A 21,295-nucleotide genomic window follows, 5' to 3' on the forward strand; every position below is an offset into this window, starting at 1 on the left:
GCATCTTTTGCATCTTTACGTTTTCTGTTGATATTTTCCGGTTTAGTCGAGATAGAGGGCTAAAAATCAAAAGGTCTGAACATCTTAATTCATTGATTTATATGTTTTAAAATCATTGGCTGTGCAAGAATTATTCGAGTCGGAACATGGCGAAAGAAGTGATACACTAGCGCGTAAAAAATCAGTGCGATATCAGTAATCAGGTAGCTGTTGAGCCTGGGGCGGTAGCGTGCTTTTTTCTGCTTAACTTTACCGGACACTCACGATAAAAGAGCCGCTTGTGGATAAGCCAATTAATAGAATTCTGGTCATAAAAATGCGTTTTCACGGAGATATGTTGTTAACAACTCCGGTCATTAGTACGCTAAAGCAGAACTATCCTGATGCGAAAATCGACGTGCTTCTCTATCAGGATACCATCCCAATTTTGTCGGAAAACCCAGAAATTAATGCCCTTTATGGTATTAAAAATAAAAAGACAAAAGTAACTGATAAAATTACTAATTTTCTGCACCTGATCGGAACGTTGCGCGCGAATGGGTATGATTTAGTTGTAAACCTTACCGATCAGTGGATGGTTGCGATACTGATGCGGTTACTGAACGCGCCAATCAAAATCTCTCAAGATTATGCACATCGGCAATCTTCTTTTTGGAAAAATAGTTTTACATGTCTGGCTCCGCTTAGCGGTGAAAATGTGGTGGAAAGCAATCTGTCTGTGCTGGCCCCGTTGAAACTTAAATCGACTATTACGCATACAACAATGAGCTATCCTCCGGATAGCTGGGAACGTATGCGCACAGAATTAAATCGGGCTGGGGTTGGTGATGAATATGTTGTAATTCAACCAACGGCACGCCAACGCTTCAAATGCTGGAATAACGAAAAGTTTTCACAGGTAATTGACGCCTTACACCAGCGTGGTTTGGAGGTAGTTGTGACCTCTGGCCCAGGCGAAGACGATCTGGCTTGCGTGAATGAAATTGCACAAGGTTGCAAAGAAAGGCCCGTTACTGCGCTGGCGGGAAAGATGAGCTTCCCCGAGCTAGGAGCGGTCATCGATCATGCGCAGTTGTTTATTGGGGTGGACTCTGCTCCGGGACACATTGCTGCTGCGGTTGATACACCATTGATATGCCTGTTTGGCGCAACGGATCATAATTTTTGGCGACCATGGTCAAAGCAGATGATTCAATTTTGGGCTGGTGATTATCGTCCGATGCCTCCACGCGAGCAGCGCGATCGCAATGAAATGTATCTTTCGGTGATTCCCGCTGACGATGTTATTGCTGCTATCGATAAATTATTACCGGGTAGACTTGTGCCGCCACAAGCGGGGAGTCCCGTATGATTGTTGCTTTCTGTTTGTATAAATACTTCCCATTCGGTGGGTTACAGCGTGATTTTATGCGCATTGCGCAAACTGTAGCGGCACGTGGTCACCATGTTCGTGTCTATACGCAGTCCTGGGAAGGTGAGTGTCCTGACGTTTTTGAATTGGTTCTTGTACCGGTCAAGTCCCGGACAAACCATGGTCGCAATGCGGAGTATTGTTCCTGGGTCCAGGCACATTTACTTCAGCACCCTGTCGATCGGGTAGTTGGTTTTAATAAAATGCCAGGGCTGGATCTCTACTATGCTGCTGACGTTTGCTATGCCGAGAAAGTGGCACAAGAAAAAGGTTTCCTCTATCGGTTAACTTCACGATATCGGCACTATGCAGCGTTTGAACGCGCGACGTTTGAGCAGGGTAAACCGACGCAGCTATTAATGCTAACTGATAAGCAGATTGCTGATTTTCAGAAACACTATCAGACAGAAGCTCAACGATTTCATATTCTTCCTCCAGGGATTTATCCAGACAGGAAGTATAGCCAGCAGATTCCGAATAGCCGTGAAGTTTATCGCCAGAAAAACGGTATAACAGAGCAACAAAATCTATTATTGCAGGTAGGCTCTGATTTCACTCGTAAAGGTGTGGATCGTTCAATACGTGCACTGGCCTCGTTACCAGAAACGCTTCGAACTAATACGCTACTGTATGTTGTTGGACAAGACAGACCGAGAAAATTTGAGGCGCTGGCGGAAAAACTTGGCGTACGCAGTAATGTCCATTTCTACTCTGGCCGTAATGATGTTGCAGAATTAATGGCTGCGGCTGATATATTGATGCATCCAGCTTATCAGGAGGCGGCAGGTATTGTTTTACTAGAAGCAATCACTGCCGGGCTGCCGGTGTTGACCACGGCCGTATGCGGTTACGCGCATTATATTGTTGATGCTAATTGTGGAATGGCAATTGCAGAACCATTCCGGCAAGAAACGCTGAATGAAGCCTTACGTAAAGCGCTGGTAGAGCCTTCATTGTGTTCGGAATGGAGGGCAAATGCACGACACTATGCGGATACGCAAGATTTATACAGCCTACCGGAGAAAGCTGCGGATATGATTACGGGTGGTTTAGATGGTTGAATTAAAAGAACCGTTAGCCACACTATGGCGCGGGAAAGATGCATTTGAAGAAGTTAAAAATTTACAAGGTGAAGTATTCAGAGAACTGGAGACTCGCCGTACTCTACGATTTGAACTAACGGGTAAAAGCTATTTTTTAAAATGGCACAGAGGCACTTCTCTGAAAGAGATTGTTAAAAACCTACTTTCATTACGCATGCCAGTATTAGGTGCTGATAGAGAATGGAATGCCATTCATCGCCTGAGTCAGTTAGGTGTGGATACAATGACAGGCGTGGGATTTGGTGAGAAAGGGTTGAATCCACTGACTAAAACCTCGTTTATTATTACTGAGGATCTCACACCAACTATCAGCTTAGAAGATTACTGTGCTGATTGGGCCACAAATTCTCCCGATGTGAAAGTGAAGCGTATAATTATTGATCGTGTTGCCACCATGGTGCGTAAGATGCATGCTGGTGGTATCAATCATCGCGATTGCTATATTTGCCACTTTTTATTACATCTGCCTTTTTCAGGGCATGAGGACGATCTCAAGATTTCAGTGATTGATTTGCACCGTGCTCAGATTCGGTCGACTGTTCCCCAACGCTGGCGCGATAAGGACTTAATCGGTCTCTATTTTTCGTCCATGAACATTGGATTAACCCAGCGTGATATTTATAGATTTCTACGCATCTATTGCGAGTTGCCGTTGAAAAGCATCCTAAGTCAGGAGGCTGATTTGTTCAAGGAAGCTCAGGTTAAAGCTAATAAAATACGCGAAAGAACAATCCGTAAATCTCTGTGATTAATTTATCCTGAACTATTTGAAATGCATCATGTGAGAACATGGTCTATTTCTCAAAAATTGGTAAGAGTCAAATGTCTCAATTTAGCGATAAAGAAGTTATCCTTTCTGTTTTTGAGTACGATTTTCGGGAAAATGCTTCTGCAGACTGTTTTAATATCGGTTATGGTATTGACAGGAATTTTTTATTTGGCTGCGGTGTATCAATAGCCTCTGTATTATTGTCGAATAAAAAAATCGATTTCACATTTCATATATTTACTGATTATTTCGATGAGAGTGATAAAGCCAGATTCGCCGATCTTGCTAAACAATATCAATCCTGTATCAAAGTTTACCTAATTGATTGCAATAAATTAAAAGACTTACCTAGTACAAAAAACTGGACTTATGCAACATACTTCCGTTTTGTTATTGCAGATTATTTCTATAATAAAATAGATAAATTATTATACCTGGATGCTGATATTGCTTGCCAGGGTAGTGTACGAGAACTGGTCGATTATAAGTTTTCCGCAGATGAGATCGCTGTCGTTGTAACGGAAAGAGATTCCGAATGGTGGCATAATCGTTCTGTAACGCTGGCCACTCCAGAATTAATCACCGGATACTTTAATGCTGGATTCTTACTTATCAACATCAATGCATGGCACAGTAATAATATCTCTTCCCGAGCCATCGAAATGTTGCGAGTTCCAGAATGGGTGGAAAGAATAACTCATCTTGATCAAGATGTCCTTAATGTATTGTTAGCCGGAAAAGTAACTTTTATCAATGGTAAATACAATACACGCTTTAGCATTAATTATGAACTGAAAGATACAGTAGTCAATCCTGTGAATAATGAAACTGTCTTCATTCATTATGTGGGACCGACAAAACCCTGGCATGAGTGGTCCAACTATCCGGTATCGAAGAGTTTTTTAGTTGCGAAAGAGGCCTCGCCCTGGCATTCAGTAGCGCTTCTCAAACCGACCAATAGCAATCAATTCAGATATTGTGCAAAGCATAAATTTAAACAAGGGTTATACGTTCAGGGACTGTGTAACTACTTTAATTATTATCTGACCAAGTTGAAAGGTTAACTGCTGGCTAAGTACATTGTTAAAATAATCAACAGCAATGCATATCTTAGCCGCTGGAAAATATAGCTGAAATAATTAAAGGTAATTAACTTGGACTTCAAAAGATTAACTAACTTCAAAGATATTATTGAGTTAGACAGACGTGTTACACCATGTGATGATCGTGACACTTTTAATATCTCATGGGGAATCGATAAAAATTACCAAACTGGCGCGGCAATTTCTATTGCATCAATCCTTGAAAATAATAAAGAGAGTAATATTAATTTTACTTTTCATATTATTGCGGATTATTTAGATCAAGAATATATTGTACTTTTGACACAATTAGCAGAACAGTATAAAACAGTTATTAAGCTATATCATATTGATTCTGAACCGCTGGTGTCACTACCTAAAACAAATATATGGCCAGTGTCAATATACTATCGCTTGCTTTCATTTGATTATTTTTCTGAACGATTAGATCGACTGCTATATCTTGATGCTGATATTACGTGTAAAGGCTCTTTAGAGGATCTTGCCGCACTGAAATTTGATGGGGAATATGGTGCGGTTGTAGTAGATGTTGATTCAATGCAGGATAAAAGTGCAGAGCGTCTACATAATCCTGAGTTTAAAGGCAACTACTTTAACTCGGGTGTCATGTATATAAACTTGCAGCAATGGCTTAACTCTAATTTAACGAAAAAATTCTTCGAACTATTGTCAGATGAAAGTATAGTTTCCAGAGTAAAATATCCTGACCAGGATATTTTAAATATCATGTTTTTGCATCATGCGGTATTACTACCGAGGAAATATAACTCAATTTATTCATTGAAGTCTGAGTTTGAGATTAAAAATAAAAATTACTATAAATCAGTGATTAATGAAGAGACAGTATTTATTCATTATACTGGTGTAACAAAACCATGGCACGAGTGGGCTGACTATTCCTCAGCACAATTTTTCCGCACAGTATATGAGAAGTCACCATGGAAGAATCAGCCTTATCAAGTTGCAAAACAAAAGCACGAATATAGAGAAGAATATAAACACCTTCTTTATCAAAATAAAATAATTCCAGGCCTGATCGCAGCAATTAAATATAAAACAATGTAATGGTGATCTTTATGATTGATAAAATCATATTTACTGTAACACCTATTTATTCTATTCCACCACGTGGTGCCGCAGCAGTTGAGACCTGGATGTATCAGGTTGCCCAAAGAACCAAATTCCCTAATCGTATTGTCTGTATAAAGAATGAAGGATATTCTGATTATTCTTACGTAAACGAAAGATGTAGTATTCATCGTATTGGATTTAGCTCGGTATATAAGCGTATTTTCCAAAAGTGGACTCGGCTGGATCCGTTACCTTATTCAAAGCGCATACTGAAAGTTGCCGAAAAGTTTGAGATAACCGATCAAAGTGTGATTGTTGTCCATAACAGTATGAAGCTATATCGACAAATTCGTTCGCAAGCTCCTCAGGCTAAAGTTGTGATTCATATGCATAATGCGTTTGAACCTAAGTTGCTTGATAAAAAAGTTAAGATGATCGTACCAAGTTTGTTTTTGAAGAACTATTATCAATCTTATCTTCCTGAAGCTGATATTGTTATTGTGCCTAATGGTATTGACTTGGATATCTATCAATCGTCATATGAATCAATATCAAAAAATAAATTAAATATTCCCCCTGAAAGCAAGGTGGTATTTTTTGCTGGACGTATAGTCCCTGATAAAGGCGTTCTCTTACTTCTGCAGGCTTTTGAAAAGTTGCTGCATGAGAACAAAAATCTGAAGCTTGTGGTTGTTGGTGATCACATGGAAGTAAGTAAGAACGATAAAGGTGATTATCAGCGTGAAGTTCGGGAAATAGCTGAGCGCCTCAAACCACATTGTATTATGTTAGGTAGTATCTCACCCGAGAAAATGCACTATTACTATCCACTGGCAGATATAGTTGTGATTCCTTCTCAATTTCAGGAGCCATTTTGTATGGTGGCTATTGAGGCTATGGGCGCTGGAAGACCTGTATTAGTCAGTACTCGAGGCGGCATGGTTGAGTTTGTTAAAGATAAAATTACAGGCTATCACCTTACAGAGCCGATGACTGCAGAAACTATTACTCAGGATATTACCAGGGTAATGGCGGAAAGTAGTTTAGCGGATACCGCCCAACGAGGTCAGCAATATGTCTTTGGAAACTATAGTTGGTCTGCGGTTACACAACGGTTTGAAGAGGTTATTTGTAACTGGTTCGAGTGAAAAAAAGGCTACATAAAGTAGCCTTTTTTTTACTATTTTATTTATTCTTCAGCGCTAACAGAAAACCTGCAAAAATACCCAACAGATCTAACTCAATCTGCTCAACGTTGCCACGTATAATAAAATAACCGAAAAATGAAAGTAAAATTATTATATAAGCATTGTATGGGGAATAGTAATTCTCCCTAAATGCATGCGTAACACATTCTCTCACAATGCTAGTGTACACCAGTATTAAACCCACAAGTCCAAGTAATCCTGTACCAAACCATACAAAAAGAATAAGGTTGTGTGGTCCAATTGACTCGCGGAATGTCCAGTTTGGATAATCAACAACACGCTTGTTGTATACAGTTTTATAAGCGTTATTACCAAAACCATAACCAATAACTGGATTTTCTAAGATTAGGTCAAACGCACTTCCTTGCGTACCGTTAGTATAGCGATATGAACTGTCAGTTTGCTGCAATTTAAAGGTCAGTTTTTCTGACATATCTTTGTGTGAAAATATAGCTGTCAGAGCAACAATAGCTACGAGGATTCCTACAGTAAGCAATCGCCATTGTTTGTACATGATTATCCATGTAAGAGCAATAATGAATACAGATAACCATGCGCCACGGGACAATGTTCCAAGAATTAAAAAGGTGTATATCGCCCCTAACAACAGGAATAATATACGGTATTTCGCTGATTTAACGAGCCATAGATTCAGAAGCACTGGGAATAAAAACACCATTGCATCTGAAATTCCGCGATGTTGGTAATTAGTAAAAGGCATGATTCCTTGCTGATAGTCCTGATAATAAAGGACAAGTTCTGAAAGGCATCGCAAACTAAGAGCTGTAAGGAACGAGAAGAATATCAACTTTGAAATGGTTTCTTTGCTTTCTTCTCTTAGTAATACAGGGATCGCAATAGTGCATAATAAGACATTTTCAACAACTGAGTTGTTTATCTCTTTCAGGCTAGCTTTTAGTTCAGGAGTGAACACTAAAGAGACGAAGGTAGCGATTACAAGAAATGATACACTTGCAAAAACAAATGTTTTAAAAATAGGAATATAATGTCGAGGATTCTTACATAAATAAACTATCGTTGTGATAGTCATCAGGATGACAATCAAATGTTTATAACGAGTAATACCACCTAAGAAATAGGTGGCGACAAACAGAAATATAAGTCCTCTATTCCAGTTTATCTTCCAGTTTTTTTTCTCATCTAAAAAAAACTTTGTTAAAGCCATCATTTCTCCGACACTTACAGACAATTATTTAAAAAATTGCAATTAATTGATTCTAATACGGTCGAAGAACGCAAGTCTGAAAGATTTTCACTTTCTGAGCGACATGCCACTTGATTCTTCCCATACCCACCAATCAATCCTGGGTCCGTTGGACCGTACAACGTAATATTAGGGCGATCCAGTGCAGCGGTTAAATGACTCAGGCCTGTATCAACCGACACCACAAATTTTGCCCCCGCCAGTACGCGAGCGACCTCTCCCAAAGTCATCCGTGGAAGAACATCAACATAAGAAAAACCATTTGCCAGCCTACGGGCTCGTGCTTCTTCATGAGGAGCACCCCATGGCAGTTTAATAAGTATGCCAGCGTTATTTAACAAGCCAATTAGCTCCCGCCAGTTGGCTTCTGGCCAGTGCTTATCATCACGCGTTGTGGCATGCAGAAATACGGCATACTGGCCCGCATCAGCATTACGTTCTTTCAGAAAATGCTGAGCGATAGCGTAATCACCCTGCGACTGGGGCCTAGAATATCCCAGACTTTTGGCGAACAATTCACGCGTACGTTCTACCGCGTGCTGCTGTTTGGCAATGTGATGTTTGCGATTATAAAACAGGCTCGCCAATGGTTCGCGCGCCGTGCTCCAGTCCATACCATGCTTGATGCCACGTGCCAGACGCGTAACCAACGCCGCGCTTTTTACCAGACCCTGCGCATCAATTATCGCGTCATACTGCTGTAAACGCACCGCATCGCGAAAGGCTTTACGCTCGGCTTTAATCGGCGCTGAAAACCAGGCTTTACGCCAGCGGCGGATCGCCACTGGGATCACCCGGTCAACGGCTGCATGCCAGGATGGGATCTGCGCGAAGCCTTCTTCCACTACCCAATCAAATTGAATATCCGGCATGACCTGCTGCGCATCGGTTAATGCCGGTAACGTATGCAGTACATCGCCCATAGACGATGTTTTAACGATCAGTACCCGCATCCGTCAGGCTTCCTCTTGTAACAACAGGTCGTTGAGTTCTTCCAGCACGCGCTGGGGTGTGATGTCAATCAGGCTCTGATGATAGCCTTCTGCTGCATCTCCCTTGCGTACTTTGTGATAGCCCGTAATCAAGCGAATTACGCGAGCCTTGTGTGAAAGCGGCGGAGTAAAATCCGGGCTGCTGGGGCCATATAACGCTACCAGAGGTCGATTCAACGCTGCGGCAACGTGCATTAATCCAGAGTCGTTGGTGACCACCGCTTTGCAGGCGGCGAGCAGAATGACGGCCTGCTCCAGCTGTGTTTCGCCCGCCAGATTACGGCACCAGGCCTGCTGATCAACGCTCAGCGTCGCCAGGATCTCATTTCCGGCGTCATGGTCTTTTGCAGAGCCAAAAAGCACAATCTGATGGCCTTCATCGATCAGTTGCTTCGCCAGGTCTGCGTAGTGGTAATGTGGCCAGCGTTTCGCTGGACCAAATTCCGCACCAGGGCAAAAGCCGATGATGGGGCGTTCGGCAGAAAGGGAAAACTGGCGACAGGTCAGGGACTTTTCACCTTCGCTTACCTGCAACTGCGGCCATAGCAGAGGCTGCGGTAAATCTTTAGCTGACAGCATTACGCCTTTATCATAGGCCAGGGCTACATAGCGTTCGACCATCAGCGGCCAGGCATCTTTATCCAGCACGCGCGCATCGTTTAGCAGGCCGTAGCGCATTTCACCACGCCATCCGGTACGATGGGGAATGCCAGCAAAAAACGGTACCAGCGCGGATTTAAACGAGTTAGGCAGCACATAGGCGCGGTCATAGCGTTTTTCACGCAGGCTATGACCGAGTTTACGCCGCTCGCCGATCTCCAGCGCGCCGTGTCCCAGCGGCATGGCGATAGCTTCGTTAACTTCAGGCATGCGCGACAATAACGGACGGCACCATGCAGGTGCCATCACGTCGATTATCGCCTGGGGATAGCGCGCCTTAAGCGTGCGATAGAGACTTTGCGACATCATCATGTCGCCCACCCAGGACGGGCCTACCACCAAAATTTTCATACTTACGCGTCGCGGTTCAGCCAGGCCATATATTCCGTTACACCTTCAGCAACGGTTTTAAACGGCTTGTCATAGCCCGCAGCACGCAGATTAGTCAGATCGGCCTGGGTAAACGCCTGATAGCGACCTTTCAGTTTTTCCGGGAATGGGATGTACTCAATGCTGCCTTTTTTGTGGTACGCAAGCGTTGCATCGGCAACGGCCTGGAAAGATTCCGCACGACCGGTACCAAGGTTAAAGATGCCGGAAACCCCGTTTTCCAGGAACCACAGGTTCACCGCAGCCACATCGCCTACGTAAACGAAATCACGCTTGAAGTTTTCACTGCCTTCGAACAGTTTTGGTGTTTCGCCATTGTTGAGCTGGGTGTTGAGGTGGAAAGCGACGCTCGCCATACTGCCTTTATGGCCTTCACGCGGTCCGTAGACGTTGAAATAGCGGAAGCCAACAATCTGAGAATTGGCTTCTGGCAGGATCTGACGAACGTACTCGTCGAACAGGAATTTTGAGTAGCCGTAAACGTTCAGCGGTTTCTCATATTCACGGGATTCGATGAAATCAGAAGTGCGGCCGCCGTAGGTGGCGGCAGAGGACGCATACAGGAACGGAATTTCACGCTCCAGGCAGTAGTGCAACAGCTCTTTGGAGTATTGATAGTTGTTATCCATCATATACTTGCCGTCCCACTCGGTAGTGGAGGAGCATGCGCCTTCGTGGAAAATCGCTTCGATATCGCCGAAATCTTCTCCGGCCATAATCTGGATCAGGAAGTCTTCCTTGTCCATGTAGTCAGCAATATTCAGATCCACCAGGTTAACAAACTTGGTGCCATCTTTCAGGTTGTCCACCACCAGGATGTCGGTGATGCCTTTATCATTCAATGACTTGACGATGTTGCTGCCGATAAAGCCCGCGCCGCCGGTAACGATGATCATAAATGTAACCTTCGAATTTTGGAGTCAGAGACAATCTCAGACACTAATGTCTGTAATCATACCATCACATCGGCATCCCTTCAGCCTCTTAAGTAAGATGGTGGGTCGGTAGAAGGCCTATAAACACCAGTATAAGAATGCTTATTTAATGGTTATTAAGTCTATTAAATTAATCTTAAATGTACTTAGTTTTTTTATATCCATCTATGTATATTATATGTACAAAAACAAAAACTTTGTGATATAATATTTTTTTTATTAATGGTTTGAAAATGGTTATGAAATCGTCTACCACTATTGTGACAGCATATTTTGATATCGGTAGGGGGGAGTGGACTGTTAATAAAGGCTTCCGTGAAAAACTTTCCCGATCTTCTGATGTCTATTTTGACTACTTCAAACGGTTAGCCGCTTTAGAAAATGATATGGTTATTTTTACCTCGTCTGAGTTTGAAGACAGAGTTGCGGAAATACGCAAAGGTAAGCCCACAAAAATTATAACCATAGATTTAGGTAAAAAATTTAAGCATATTAATAATAAAATAAGACAAATTCAGCAGGATGATACCTTTAAGAATAAATTAGAGACGCGACAGCTAGGTAACCCTGAGTACTGGTCTCCAGAATATGTGTTGATCAATAATTTAAAAGCATATTTTGTAGTGAAGGCCATAAATGCAGGCTTAGTTAATACTCCGATGGTTGCTTGGGTAGACTTCGGATATTGCCGTAAACCGCAGGTTACTCGTGGATTAAAAGTATGGGACTTCCCTTTTGACCGTAATAAAATGCATCTCTTCACGATTAAAAAGGGTCTGGTTATATCATCCAGAAAACAGGTTTTTGATTTTATGATCGGAAATCATACTTATATTATCGGCGGCGCTATTGTTGGTTCACCAGAGAAATGGAAAGAGTTTTACTCATTAGTCACTGAGTGTCAAAAAGAGACTCTCAGAAATAATATTGTTGATGATGATCAGGGTATTTTTGTCATGTGTTATTACAAGCGCCCTGATCTATTAATGCTTAATTACCTTGGTCGGGGCAAATGGTTCGATCTGTTCCGTGTTTATCGGCGAACCGCTTTAGGTGCAAAACTCCAGGCATTGCGAATTTTTCTCACTCGAAAGTAGTGGCTTGAATGAGATTGAAGGGTTACCTAACCAGATAGAATGCTGCAAAGGCATTCTTCTGCTATTGCTGTTGTTTTTTTATGATTTTTTATAAAATCCAGCCAATTCAATTGGTTGCGATTAATTGCGTCCAATGAATCCATACGACGGCATCACTGATTAGCCATGTGGGTATACGTGATTTATGCTTCATTTTGAAGAAGTGATGATGCGTCATCTCGTATCAGCGTATAGCTTTGGGTAATATGTGCTGAAATTTGCCCAGTCTGGAGAATTGAAATGCGTGGGGATTTTTACAAACAGTTAACGAACGATCTCGAAACCGCACGTGCGGAAGGATTGTTTAAAGAAGAGCGCATTATTACGTCTGCCCAGCAGGCGGATATCACCGTGGCGGACGGAAGCCACGTTATTAACTTTTGTGCGAACAACTATCTGGGGCTGGCTAACCACCCGGAACTGATTGCAGCTGCAAAAGCAGGTATGGATTCTCACGGATTTGGTATGGCTTCGGTCCGCTTTATTTGCGGTACCCAGGACAGCCATAAGCAACTGGAGCAAAAACTGGCGGCATTCCTCGGTATGGAAGATGCCATCCTTTACTCTTCCTGCTTTGACGCCAACGGCGGCCTGTTTGAAACGCTGCTGGGCGCAGAAGATGCGATTATCTCAGATGCGCTCAACCACGCTTCTATCATTGACGGTGTTCGCTTGTGTAAAGCAAAGCGTTTCCGTTACGCCAACAACGACATGGTCGAACTGGAAGCTCGTTTGAAAGAAGCGCGTGAAGCGGGAGCCCGTCATATCCTGATCGCCACCGATGGCGTGTTCTCTATGGATGGTGTGATTGCTAACCTGAAAGGCGTTTGTGACCTGGCGGATAAATACGACGCGCTGGTCATGGTTGATGATTCCCATGCTGTCGGCTTTGTCGGCGAAAATGGTCGTGGCTCACATGAATACTGTGACGTGATGGGGCGTGTGGACATCATCACTGGTACGCTGGGTAAAGCGCTCGGCGGCGCATCTGGCGGTTATACCGCAGCGCGCAAAGAGGTTGTTGAGTGGCTGCGTCAACGTTCCCGTCCGTATCTGTTCTCCAACTCATTGGCTCCTGCAATTGTTTCTGCCTCCATTAAAGTGCTGGAGATGGTCGAAGCAGGCAGCGAGCTGCGCGATCGCCTGTGGGAGAACGCACGTCAGTTCCGCGAGCAAATGTCTGCCGCAGGCTTTACGTTAGCGGGAGCGGATCACGCAATTATCCCGGTCATGTTGGGGGATGCGGTAGTGGCGCAAGATTTCGCCCGCGAGCTGCAAAAAGAGGGGATTTACGTTACTGGATTCTTCTATCCGGTGGTTCCAAAAGGTCAGGCGCGTATTCGTACCCAGATGTCTGCGGCGCATACCCCTGAGCAGATTACGCGTGCTGTTGAGGCGTTCACACGCATTGGTAAACAACTGGGCGTTATTGCCTGAGGATGTGAAATGAAAGCGTTATCCAAACTGAAAGCGGAAGAGGGCATTTGGATGACCGACGTTCCTGAACCGGAAGTCGGCCATAACGATTTGCTGATTAAAATCCGTAAAACAGCCATCTGCGGGACTGACGTTCACATTTATAACTGGGATGAATGGTCGCAAAAAACCATCCCGGTACCGATGGTCGTTGGACATGAATATGTCGGCGAAGTTGTTGGCATCGGCCAGGAAGTTAAAGGCTTTAAAATCGGCGATCGCGTTTCAGGCGAAGGTCATATCACCTGCGGGCATTGCCGTAACTGCCGCGGTGGACGTACTCACCTGTGCCGCAATACGACCGGTGTTGGCGTAAACCGTCCTGGCTGCTTTGCAGAATACCTGGTGATCCCGGCATTTAACGCGTTTAAAATTCCGGACAACATCTCTGACGACCTGGCGTCTATCTTCGATCCGTTCGGTAATGCGGTGCATACGGCGCTGTCGTTCGATCTGGTTGGGGAAGATGTGCTGGTTTCCGGCGCGGGTCCAATCGGTATTATGGCGGCAGCGGTTGCCAGGCACGTTGGCGCACGCCACGTGGTGATTACCGATGTTAATGAGTATCGCCTTGAACTGGCGCGTAAAATGGGCATTACTCGCGCGGTCAACGTGTCGAAAGAGAGTCTGACCGACGTGATGGCTGAACTGGGCATGACCGAAGGGTTTGATGTCGGTCTGGAGATGTCCGGCGCGCCGCCAGCGTTTCGCGCCATGCTGGACACCATGAACCACGGTGGCCGTATTGCTATGCTGGGTATTCCACCATCAGACATGTCCATCGACTGGACTAAAGTTATCTTTAAAGGATTGTTTATTAAGGGTATCTACGGTCGTGAGATGTTTGAGACCTGGTACAAGATGGCCGCATTGATTCAGTCTGGTCTGGATTTGTCGCCGATCATCACCCATCGATTCTCCATCGATGAATTCCAGCAGGGCTTTGACGCGATGCGCTCGGGCCAGTCAGGGAAAGTGATCCTGAGCTGGGATTGAATGCTCGACTTGTATTAAATGCTACCAACGGCCAGATTCTTTATTCTGGCCGTATAAAGAATAAATACTATTTGCCACGAAGCTTTCTGGATAAAGTTCTTGTCGCTTCTTTGAGCCAGATGAGCTTGTAGATTAACCCTTTTCCTTTGATGTTAATATGATATTTTCGCTGCAAAGCTAAAATATCATTAGCCTGGCAAATCTTCATATTTCCCTTACAGGATAAGTCAATTATTCTTAATTCACCGCCTGGCGTACGAATGAAATTTCCAGGGTGGATATCATTAGATGCCAACCCGGCTTTGTGAAGGCGCAGAACGCACTGTTTCACTTCATCGGCATTCTTATGGTTAATTTCTTTTAAAGGAGTGCCTTCAACATATTCATGAATAATATAAACATCATGACACTGACGAAGGCGTACTTTTTCAGCGGCATAGTAGAGATCCGCTGTACAGGCGCGCATTTCCGGGGAGAGTGTGTCCAGTTTCTTGATGAGCCTGGAATAAAAGGGGCCGGAGATAAAATTCTGCATTTTTTTCTCAAATCGAGGATCAACTTCACGGTCGTTTTTGATGATAAATTTTTGTGAGTTGTACTCGACCAGTTCTACACTGCGCATGGCGTTACCACTGCTCAATGGTTTGCCACTGATTTCTTTGTTTATATACTTATTCATCAGTGACTTAAGGTCTATTTTGGTCTCTTTGCAATAGACCGTATAACCTTTTTCATGTGTCTTACTGATGGCCATCACTTTCCTCAATATCAGTGTACATCGCGCGTTAATTTACAGGGGTATAGTATACAGGTTGTGTCCCTCAATATGTAGACGATCTGAGCTATCACAGGCCGCTGAACTCAGGCGCCGCATGGCATTTTCCCATACTGGTTGCTTTCGCTGCGCCGCTTCTGAAAATTAAACGTTCTAACCTTAATAATTCCTTAATGAAACTGTAGTAAAAGTCATCAGTGTACTGACAAACTTGGGTTATCTGATGAGAAACCGCACAAATATGTTGAGTGTTATTATTCCGTTGTATAACGCGGGTGATAGTTTTCGGGATTGCATGGAATCTTTGATCGCACAGACATGGGCTGCGATAGAGATCATTATTGTGGATGACGGTTCAACGGATAACTCTGTTGATATTGCAAGACATTATGCTGATAACTATTCCCATGTCCGGTTGTTACATCAGCCTAACGCCGGGGCATCTGTCGCGCGTAATCGTGGTCTGGCAGTGGCCAAAGGGGATTATGTTGCATTTGTCGATGCCGATGACCTGGTTTATCCCAATATGTATGAAACCCTGATGACCATGGCGCTTCAGGATGACCTCGATCTGGCACAGTGCAATTCTGATTGGTGCATTTTCGAAACGGGGGACACCTGGCAATCAATACCGACGGACCGTCTGCGGTCTACGGGTGTATTGACCGGCCCCGACTGGTTACGTATGGCATTGGCTTCACGCCGTTGGACGCATGTGGTCTGGATGGGGGTTTATCGCAGAGATGTTATCGAGAAAAACAAGATAGCGTTTATTCCAGGGTTGCATCATCAGGATATTGTATGGACGACGGAGTTTATGTTTAACGCCAAACGTGTGCGATATACCGAGCAATCATTGTATAAATACTTCTTACACGATCAATCAGTTAGCCGTCTTAAAAGACAAGGCTTAAAAAATCTCAATTACCAACGCCACTATATTAAAATTACACGGTTATTGGATAAGTTGAATCGTGAATATGCGGGTCGGATTACTATTTATCCGGAATTTCATCAGCAAATAACCTATGAAGCATTACGCGTTTGCCACGCAGTACGCAAAGAGCCGGATGTCCATATTCGTCAACGCATGATTGCAGAGATTTTTGTCTCTGGTATGTATAAACGCATGATTACTAACGTACGCAGCGCCAAAGTTTTGTACCAGGCGCTGCTATGGTCATTCCGTCTCTGGAAATGGCGCGATAAAACATCCTCGCCTTCTCGTATTGCCCGTAAAACGCTTAATTTACGTTAGCGTTCATAGCGCTGGGTGAGGATGTATTCCCCCAGCCCTGCCATTGCAGGCGCATGTACTGCACCAGCGTGCTTTGGGTGATGCTTTCACCGAGCACGCTGAAGAAGCGGCTGGCGTAAACCGGCTCTAACGGCTGCTTCGGTTTGCATAATCTCACCCCGCGGAAAGGATTACGTGGCGCATCAGGTTTACCATTCTTCGGCGGTGTAAAGTTTGGTCTGGAGGTGTCTACCTGTGGTTCATTGAGCAGGCTGCTTGGGCGAACCAGCGTAATGTCCGCAGGCAGGTTATAAAGCATTTGCTGCAGGACGCGAACCGTCGAAGGGTGAGGATGCCCAATGGCAATTGCTGAACCGTTGCGGCGCGCAAGCTCAACGGCACGATTAAACTGACGGCGAATATCGGCTTCGTTTTGCGTGTCATCCAGGAAGACTTTGCGTTTGATAACCTTCACGCCGGTTCCTGATGCTGCGCGCATTGCCTGACTGTTGCCGATGGTCATACTGTCCAGGAAGTAGAGATCGTAGCGTTCCAGCGCCTGCATCACCTTCTGCATGCCGAACAGGCTGGAGGTCATCGCGCTGCCCATATGGTTGTTCAGCCCGACCGCATTCGGTACTTTGCTTACCGCGTCGCGAATAATCCGCTCAATCTCTTCGCTGCTCATTTCCGGGCGCAAAGTATCTTTCTCTAACGGCTGTTTGCTCAGCGGCGCCATCGGCAGATGGATTAAAACTTCATGCCCGCTGTTATGCGCTTTAATCGCCATTTCACGCGCGTGTGGGGCATTAGGCAGAACGGCAACGGAGAGGGTGGAAGGCATCGCCAGAACCTGATTTTCGGTGTGTGGACGATAGCCGAAATCATCAATAACGATGGCAAGTTTGCCAGCAAAAACAGGTGTTGCGAAGGCCAGCACGCTGGCGAGAGAGAATAATAGACGACGAAATTGAGGCAAAACTTATCTTCCCAACCACGGCTGTGGATTGACCGCCTGACCCTGGCGACGAATTTCGAAATAGAGTGCCGGCCTGCCCTGTCCGCCGCTGCTACCCACAAGTGCAATAGGCTGCCCGGCGCGAACCTGCGTACCGACGCTGACCAGCGCGCTCTGGTTATAACCGTACAGGCTCATATCGCCTTTACCGTGCTCAACGACGACTACGAGGCCGTAGCCCTGCAACCAGTCCGCCAGAATGACGCGCCCATCGGCAATGGCTTTAACTTCGGTGCCTTCGGATGCGCCAATAACCATCCCCTTCCAACGTAGCTCACCTTGCAACTGTTCGCCATAACGATGTAGCGTTGGGCCACGAACGGGCCAGAATGCCTGGCCGCGTGGGGAACCTAAACCGCCGGTACGGGACATCAGTGATTTTTCGCTTTCGGTTGGCTTGTAGGTTGAGCCTTTCCGTGACGCATCCTTCTGTTTGTCGCGTACGGCCTGCGCCTCGCGTGCTTCACGTTCCGCGCGTGCTTTGGCTGCGGCTTCGGCGCGAGCGATGCTGTTGCGCAGGCGTGATTCGTTGGCGCGCATTTCGCCCAGTTGCTGCTGACCCTGCTGAATCGATGACTCCAGACCCGAGAGCGTCTTCTTGCGTTCATTACGCGCCTGCTCCAGCTTAGCCTGCTGAGCGCGCTGTTCGTACAGCAACGTCTGCTGTTCGCTCTGCTTATCTTCCAGCTCGGCTTTTTGCGAGTCGACTTCTTCGCGGGTTTGTTTCAACTGCGCGATGGTTTCCTGCCGCGCCTGGTTCAGATAGCCGAAATAGGCCTGCAGGCGTTGCCCGCGCTGGCTCTCTTCCCCGCTCAGAATGAGCTGAATACCGGTGTGTTCGCCCTGGCGAAACGCTGCGTCAAGTTGGGCTGCCAGGCTACGCTCTTGCGCAGCCCGCTGTTTTTCCAGCTTCGCGAGGGCGGCATTCATTTCAGTGATTTGCGCATTCAGCTGCGCCAGCGAGTTTTGCGTTTCGCGTAGTTGCCTGGCAGCAACGGCGATGGCCTGTTCCTGAGCTTTAAGTTGAGCGAGGAGAGTGGAGCGTTGTTGTTGTTGTTGGCGTACCGCGCGTTCTTTTGCCGCGATATCAGCCTGAATAGATTTGAGCTGATCGCGCTCGTCCGCGTGGGCGGAAAAGGCGCACAGCAATACGCCAGCGCTAAGCGCGCTGGCGTAGAACAAGGGCCTGACTGAAAGCTTTTGCAGTTTCACGGCCCAAGTGATGGTATTAATCGCCTTTCCCCTCATGGGGAGGGATTATTCCACGATGAACAGCGGCTTACCAGTCATCTCTTGCGGGATTTCCATACCCATCAGCGTCAGCATCGTCGGGGCGATATCAGAAAGTTTGCCGCCTTCAACTGCTTTGACGTTTTTACCACCGACATAAATCAGCGGAACGGGCAGGTTGGTGTGTGCTGTATGCGCCTGACCGGTGGACGGATCGCGCATTTGCTCTGCGTTACCGTGGTCTGCGGTGATCAGCAGTTGGCCGCCAACGGATTCAACCGCTTTAGTCACCTGCTCAACGCAGTAATCCAGCGCTTCAACCGCTTTAACCGCAGCTTCCATCACCCCGGTGTGACCAACCATGTCGCCGTTCGGGTAGTTACAAATGATGGTGTCGTATTTTCCGCTCTGAATCGCAGCAACCAGCTTCTCGGTCAGCTCAGCAGAGCTCATTTCCGGCTGCAGATCGTAGGTCGCGACTTTCGGCGAGTTGATCAGGATGCGGTCTTCGCCTTTGAACGGCTCTTCTACGCCGCCGTTAAAGAAGAAGGTCACGTGGGCATATTTTTCAGTTTCGGAAATACGCAGCTGCGTTTTGTCATTCTTCGCCATCCACTCGCCAAGGGTGTTGGCCAGAGACGCTGGTGGGTAAGCAACAGCCGTTTTGATGTCGGCTGCGTATTCGGTCAGCATCACAAAGTTGAGGTTAACGACTTTCTTACGGGCGAAGCCGTCGAAGTCAGCGTTAACAAACGCACGGGTGATTTCACGCGCACGGTCAGCACGGAAGTTCATGAAAATCAGCGTATCGCCGTCTTCCATGGCGGCTTCAGCCTGGCCTTCAGCACGGATCACGGTCGCTTTCACGAATTCGTCGTTTTCGTCGCGGGCATAAGCAGCCTGCAGGCCTTCAACAGCCGTAGCGAACTGGAACTCGCCTTTTGCCAGCGTCATCAGGTCATAAGCCTGTTCAACGCGATCCCAACGGTTGTCGCGGTCCATGGCGTAGTAACGACCAATGATGGACGCTACGCGGCCTTTGCCCAGCGCGGCAAATTTCTCTTCGAATTTCTGCAGCGAATGTTCAGCGCTGCGCGGCGGGGTATCACGGCCATCAAGGAAAGCGTGCAGATAGATTTTCTCAGCACCGCGTTCAGCTGCCATTTCTACCATCGCCATGATGTGATCTTCGTGGCTGTGAACGCCGCCAGCAGAGAGCAGGCCCATGATGTGAACCGCTTTGCCGCTATTTTTTGCCTGGTCGACCGCATCGGTCAGCACTGGGTTAGCGAAGAAAGTCCGTTCTTTAATTTCAACATCCAGACGGGTCAGGTCCTGATACACGATGCGGCCCGCGCCCAGGTTGACGTGACCCACTTCGGAGTTGCCCATCTGGCGATCGGGCAGGCCGACTTCCAGGCCAGAGGCATCAATCAGGGTATGCGGACGTTTTGCCCACAGAGCATCCATTACCGGGGTTTTGGCATTAAAGATGGCGTTATCCTGGCTGTCTTCACGATAGCCATAGCCATCCAGAATCACCAGTACCATAGGTTTTTTAGAAACCGACATTGCGACAACCTCACACTCAATAGACAAAAATAATTGCGTAATTTTACTACAGCTGAATCGATAAAATAGCCCCAGAAGATCAAATAATCGACCAGAGCGTGTCGCAGAGGGCGCGGATTTACGTTTTTTTTTCCGTAGCGCCCCGCAAAAATGCAATCCAATGCACGCTCTGGCTGTATTTGCGCCAACGCGCAGGTATACTCCTTTCCTGGTTTTTTAATCACTAAGTCGGGAGTTGTTACCCCCCATGCAAGAAATTATGCAATTTGTTAGTCGCCACCCTGTATTGAGTATCGCCTGGATTGCGTTACTGGCGGCTGTATTATTTACCACGTTTAAGAGCCTGACTTCGAAAGTGAAGGTAATTACGCGCGGAGAAGCTACTCGTCTTATCAACAAAGAAGATGCGGTGATTGTGGATTTACGTCAGCGCGACGACTTCCGCAAAGGCCATATCGCGGGCTCCACGAACCTGCTGCCGAGCGAAATCAAAGCCAACAATTTTGGCGAGCTGGAAAAACACAAAAACAAACCTGTTATTGTGGTTGATGGCTCTGGTATGCAGTGCCAGGATTCAGCAACTGCGCTGATTAAAGCCGGTTTTGAGCAGGTATCTGTACTGAAAGACGGCGTAGCGGGCTGGAGTGGCGAGAATCTGCCACTGGTTCGCGGCAAGTAATTTACCCGTCTTCTTTCATGCCTCAGGGTAAAAGAACACTGGAGATAAGTCATGGCCAATATTGAGATCTATACCAAAGCAACCTGCCCGTTTTGCCATCGTGCAAAGGCGCTGTTGAACAGCAAGGGTGTGAGTTTCCAGGAACTTCCGATTGACGGCGATGCCGTGAAGCGTGAAGAGATGATCAAGCGCAGTGGCCGTACAACGGTTCCGCAGATTTTTATTGATGCACAGCACATTGGTGGTTGTGACGACTTGTATGCGTTGGATGCACGTGGTGGACTGGATCCACTGCTGCGTTAAGGCGTA

The 21,295-nt window shown here is 46.1% G+C and carries 20 protein-coding genes; 12 read left to right on the forward strand and 8 right to left on the reverse strand.

Features of this window, described 5'->3' with window-relative positions; genetic code table 11:
- Positions 1-280 precede the first annotated feature (280 nt).
- From rfaQ to FDW87_RS12685, 6 genes are all read left to right on the forward strand, one after another.
- The gene (gene rfaQ / locus FDW87_RS12660) at positions 281-1,351 is read left to right on the forward strand and encodes a lipopolysaccharide core heptosyltransferase RfaQ (RefSeq protein WP_075205757.1); all 1,071 of its coding nucleotides are present in this window, start codon (positions 281-283) and stop codon (positions 1,349-1,351) included.
- Positions 1,348-2,472, forward strand: a complete 1,125-nt coding sequence (locus tag FDW87_RS12665; RefSeq protein ID WP_019078044.1) for a glycosyltransferase family 4 protein — start codon at positions 1,348-1,350, stop codon at positions 2,470-2,472. The genes rfaQ and FDW87_RS12665 overlap by 4 nt, the downstream gene beginning before the upstream one ends.
- Complete coding sequence (gene rfaP, locus FDW87_RS12670) at positions 2,465-3,262, forward strand: lipopolysaccharide core heptose(I) kinase RfaP (RefSeq protein ID WP_137379814.1); 798 nt, start codon at positions 2,465-2,467, stop codon at positions 3,260-3,262. Before FDW87_RS12665 ends, rfaP begins: the two co-directional genes overlap by 8 nt.
- Before the next feature lie 74 nt (positions 3,263-3,336).
- A complete protein-coding gene (gene waaO / locus FDW87_RS12675) occupies positions 3,337-4,347 on the forward strand; it encodes a lipopolysaccharide 3-alpha-galactosyltransferase (RefSeq protein WP_029139713.1) in 1,011 nt (336 codons plus the stop codon).
- Positions 4,348-4,437: 90 nt separating this feature from the next.
- Positions 4,438-5,451 (forward strand): UDP-glucose--(galactosyl) LPS alpha1,2-glucosyltransferase, encoded by a 1,014-nt coding sequence (locus FDW87_RS12680; RefSeq protein WP_019078047.1) that lies wholly within the window; start codon positions 4,438-4,440, stop codon positions 5,449-5,451.
- 11 nt (positions 5,452-5,462) lie between these two features.
- Positions 5,463-6,605 (forward strand): lipopolysaccharide N-acetylglucosaminyltransferase, encoded by a 1,143-nt coding sequence (locus FDW87_RS12685; RefSeq protein WP_049042816.1) that lies wholly within the window; start codon positions 5,463-5,465, stop codon positions 6,603-6,605.
- Positions 6,606-6,642: 37 nt separating this feature from the next.
- On the opposite strand, the gene rfaL is transcribed toward FDW87_RS12685, so the two are convergent.
- The 4 genes from rfaL to rfaD are packed head-to-tail and all read right to left on the reverse strand — an operon-like array spanning position 6,643 to position 10,828.
- Complete coding sequence (gene rfaL, locus FDW87_RS12690; protein WP_019078049.1) at positions 6,643-7,851, reverse strand: O-antigen ligase RfaL; 1,209 nt, start codon at positions 7,849-7,851, stop codon at positions 6,643-6,645.
- 14 nt (positions 7,852-7,865) lie between these two features.
- Positions 7,866-8,843, reverse strand: a complete 978-nt coding sequence (gene rfaC, locus FDW87_RS12695; RefSeq protein WP_049271732.1) for a lipopolysaccharide heptosyltransferase RfaC — start codon at positions 8,841-8,843, stop codon at positions 7,866-7,868.
- A 3-nt stretch (positions 8,844-8,846) separates the two neighbouring features.
- Positions 8,847-9,893: an ADP-heptose--LPS heptosyltransferase RfaF gene (gene rfaF / locus FDW87_RS12700; protein WP_016154975.1), complete on the reverse strand. Its 1,047-nt coding sequence runs from the start codon at positions 9,891-9,893 to the stop codon at positions 8,847-8,849.
- Between the two features lie 2 nt (positions 9,894-9,895).
- On the reverse strand, positions 9,896-10,828 hold the full coding sequence (gene rfaD, locus FDW87_RS12705; RefSeq protein WP_003827312.1) for an ADP-glyceromanno-heptose 6-epimerase: 933 nt from the start codon (positions 10,826-10,828) through the stop codon (positions 9,896-9,898).
- 278 nt (positions 10,829-11,106) lie between these two features.
- Here rfaD and yibB point away from each other — a divergent pair, with 278 nt between their 5' ends.
- The 3 genes from yibB (at position 11,107) to tdh (ending at position 14,475) form a co-directional block, all read left to right on the forward strand.
- Positions 11,107-11,964 (forward strand): protein YibB, encoded by an 858-nt coding sequence (gene yibB / locus FDW87_RS12710; RefSeq protein ID WP_032932023.1) that lies wholly within the window; start codon positions 11,107-11,109, stop codon positions 11,962-11,964.
- Between the two features lie 279 nt (positions 11,965-12,243).
- Positions 12,244-13,440 (forward strand): glycine C-acetyltransferase, encoded by a 1,197-nt coding sequence (gene kbl, locus FDW87_RS12715; RefSeq protein ID WP_019078053.1) that lies wholly within the window; start codon positions 12,244-12,246, stop codon positions 13,438-13,440.
- A 9-nt stretch (positions 13,441-13,449) separates the two neighbouring features.
- On the forward strand, positions 13,450-14,475 hold the full coding sequence (gene tdh, locus FDW87_RS12720; protein ID WP_016154972.1) for an L-threonine 3-dehydrogenase: 1,026 nt from the start codon (positions 13,450-13,452) through the stop codon (positions 14,473-14,475).
- A 67-nt stretch (positions 14,476-14,542) separates the two neighbouring features.
- Here tdh and rfaY read toward each other — a convergent pair whose 3' ends face one another.
- Positions 14,543-15,229 (reverse strand): lipopolysaccharide core heptose(II) kinase RfaY, encoded by a 687-nt coding sequence (rfaY, locus tag FDW87_RS12725; RefSeq protein ID WP_019078054.1) that lies wholly within the window; start codon positions 15,227-15,229, stop codon positions 14,543-14,545.
- A gap of 244 nt (positions 15,230-15,473) precedes the next feature.
- Between rfaY and FDW87_RS12730 the strand changes: the two genes are divergently transcribed.
- A complete protein-coding gene (locus FDW87_RS12730) occupies positions 15,474-16,508 on the forward strand; it encodes a glycosyltransferase (RefSeq protein WP_029139716.1) in 1,035 nt (344 codons plus the stop codon).
- Here FDW87_RS12730 and FDW87_RS12735 read toward each other — a convergent pair.
- The 3 genes from FDW87_RS12735 to gpmM are packed head-to-tail and all read right to left on the reverse strand — an operon-like array spanning position 16,495 to position 20,307.
- Positions 16,495-17,466 carry a divergent polysaccharide deacetylase family protein gene (locus FDW87_RS12735; RefSeq protein WP_047415816.1) on the reverse strand — a complete coding sequence of 324 codons (972 nt, stop codon included), beginning with the start codon at positions 17,464-17,466 and terminating at the stop codon, positions 16,495-16,497. The two genes, FDW87_RS12730 and FDW87_RS12735, sit on opposite strands and share 14 nt — an antisense overlap.
- 3 nt (positions 17,467-17,469) lie before the next feature.
- The gene (envC, locus tag FDW87_RS12740; RefSeq protein WP_230330234.1) at positions 17,470-18,729 is read right to left on the reverse strand and encodes a murein hydrolase activator EnvC; all 1,260 of its coding nucleotides are present in this window, start codon (positions 18,727-18,729) and stop codon (positions 17,470-17,472) included.
- Between the two features lie 33 nt (positions 18,730-18,762).
- Positions 18,763-20,307 (reverse strand): 2,3-bisphosphoglycerate-independent phosphoglycerate mutase, encoded by a 1,545-nt coding sequence (gpmM, locus tag FDW87_RS12745; RefSeq protein ID WP_137379815.1) that lies wholly within the window; start codon positions 20,305-20,307, stop codon positions 18,763-18,765.
- 247 nt (positions 20,308-20,554) lie between these two features.
- Between gpmM and FDW87_RS12750 the strand changes: the two genes are divergently transcribed.
- Together FDW87_RS12750 and grxC are read left to right on the forward strand one after the other, a co-directional pair.
- Complete coding sequence (locus tag FDW87_RS12750; RefSeq protein WP_005120473.1) at positions 20,555-20,986, forward strand: rhodanese-like domain-containing protein; 432 nt, start codon at positions 20,555-20,557, stop codon at positions 20,984-20,986.
- Between the two features lie 51 nt (positions 20,987-21,037).
- Positions 21,038-21,289: a glutaredoxin 3 gene (gene grxC, locus FDW87_RS12755; protein ID WP_003024152.1), complete on the forward strand. Its 252-nt coding sequence runs from the start codon at positions 21,038-21,040 to the stop codon at positions 21,287-21,289.
- Positions 21,290-21,295: the final 6 nt, after the last annotated feature.

The sequence above is a fragment of the Citrobacter sp. wls826 genome, from assembly GCF_005281245.1.
GTDB classification, from domain to species: Bacteria; Pseudomonadota; Gammaproteobacteria; order Enterobacterales; family Enterobacteriaceae; genus Citrobacter; species Citrobacter braakii.

Excerpts from the sequence above, each read along its gene's own strand:
- FDW87_RS12665 (WP_019078044.1), top strand. The coding sequence starts at position 1,348 with ATGATTGTTGCTTTCTGTTTGTATAAATACTTCCCATTCGGTGGGTTA.
- rfaP (WP_137379814.1), top strand. The coding sequence starts at position 2,465 with ATGGTTGAATTAAAAGAACCGTTAGCCACACTATGGCGCGGGAAAGAT.
- waaO (WP_029139713.1), top strand. The coding sequence starts at position 3,337 with ATGTCTCAATTTAGCGATAAAGAAGTTATCCTTTCTGTTTTTGAGTAC.
- FDW87_RS12685 (WP_049042816.1), top strand. The coding sequence starts at position 5,463 with ATGATTGATAAAATCATATTTACTGTAACACCTATTTATTCTATTCCA.
- rfaL (WP_019078049.1), bottom strand. The coding sequence starts at position 7,851 with ATGGCTTTAACAAAGTTTTTTTTAGATGAGAAAAAAAACTGGAAGATA.
- rfaC (WP_049271732.1), bottom strand. The coding sequence starts at position 8,843 with ATGCGGGTACTGATCGTTAAAACATCGTCTATGGGCGATGTACTGCAT.
- rfaF (WP_016154975.1), bottom strand. The coding sequence starts at position 9,893 with ATGAAAATTTTGGTGGTAGGCCCGTCCTGGGTGGGCGACATGATGATG.
- rfaD (WP_003827312.1), bottom strand. The coding sequence starts at position 10,828 with ATGATCATCGTTACCGGCGGCGCGGGCTTTATCGGCAGCAACATCGTC.
- yibB (WP_032932023.1), top strand. The coding sequence starts at position 11,107 with ATGAAATCGTCTACCACTATTGTGACAGCATATTTTGATATCGGTAGG.
- kbl (WP_019078053.1), top strand. The coding sequence starts at position 12,244 with ATGCGTGGGGATTTTTACAAACAGTTAACGAACGATCTCGAAACCGCA.
- tdh (WP_016154972.1), top strand. The coding sequence starts at position 13,450 with ATGAAAGCGTTATCCAAACTGAAAGCGGAAGAGGGCATTTGGATGACC.
- rfaY (WP_019078054.1), bottom strand. The coding sequence starts at position 15,229 with ATGGCCATCAGTAAGACACATGAAAAAGGTTATACGGTCTATTGCAAA.
- FDW87_RS12730 (WP_029139716.1), top strand. The coding sequence starts at position 15,474 with ATGAGAAACCGCACAAATATGTTGAGTGTTATTATTCCGTTGTATAAC.
- gpmM (WP_137379815.1), bottom strand. The coding sequence starts at position 20,307 with ATGTCGGTTTCTAAAAAACCTATGGTACTGGTGATTCTGGATGGCTAT.
- FDW87_RS12750 (WP_005120473.1), top strand. The coding sequence starts at position 20,555 with ATGCAAGAAATTATGCAATTTGTTAGTCGCCACCCTGTATTGAGTATC.
- grxC (WP_003024152.1), top strand. The coding sequence starts at position 21,038 with ATGGCCAATATTGAGATCTATACCAAAGCAACCTGCCCGTTTTGCCAT.